At 56.3% G+C, this 799-nt stretch carries 1 pseudogene; it reads right to left on the minus strand.

Features of this window, described 5'->3' with window-relative positions:
* Positions 1-799, minus strand: a pseudogene (locus DDR33_RS26230) (hypothetical protein); the annotation flags it as partial.

A 799-nucleotide genomic window follows, 5' to 3' on the forward strand; every position in this document is an offset into this window, starting at 1 on the left:
CTGCTTTTCGGGCTTCTTCTTTTTCCCGTGAAGCCTCCCCATCTTCTCCAGGAGATCCTTGCCTTTGTGCACCACCGGCCATGCCGCCCCATCTCCTCCCTGTTGGCGGAGATCATTCGCTTTTGAAACCCTGCCGGCCCCGTACCCCTTCTCCGCATCATCCCCTGAAGGAAAAGCCGCCAGTATCGCAGCCGGGCAGAACCCCTCCGTATTCATATTCTCCCAGTACCCCTCCGCCTCATTCTGCATTTGATAAGAAAAAGACGCCGCCAGCAGCAGAAAACACCCTTTAGGCACCTCCCCCTCAAAAACCAGTTCCTGAGCCGGCACCCTTTGAGCTCCCGGTTTAGCGATCAGTACCTCCTTTACCCCAATAAACTCATAGAACTCCTCCCGGAAATTAAAGCCGGTCAGCACAAACTTGATCTGGTAGCGCCCGCCCTGACGGTTTTGAGCAAAAGCGCCCGCCCGGATGCCCTGCTTCACATCGATCTCCGGGACCCTTACCCGGACCTGCCCCTTTTCATTCAGACCCACCTCCGGCTTCACCAGCAGCGCTTTGGAAAAAGGACTCTTCACATTAAACTCGAACCCTTCCAGCAAGTCCAGCTGAGCGTCATGGATATCCCGCTCACCCCTCTGCTTAGAAGAAGCCCGGATGGCGCGGTAAACCACGGAGTTGAAGCGGTTGACCACTCCTTTATCATGGCGGTTTTGATGAACAGGCGAAAAAGCCTGGCGGATCGCTTTGGCCGACGTGCTGGCCAGCCCGAACTCGCAGGCACTCTCCTTACTGGCA

The organism is Pararcticibacter amylolyticus, from assembly GCF_003130405.1.
Classification (GTDB): Bacteria; Bacteroidota; Bacteroidia; order Sphingobacteriales; family Sphingobacteriaceae; genus Arcticibacter; species Arcticibacter amylolyticus.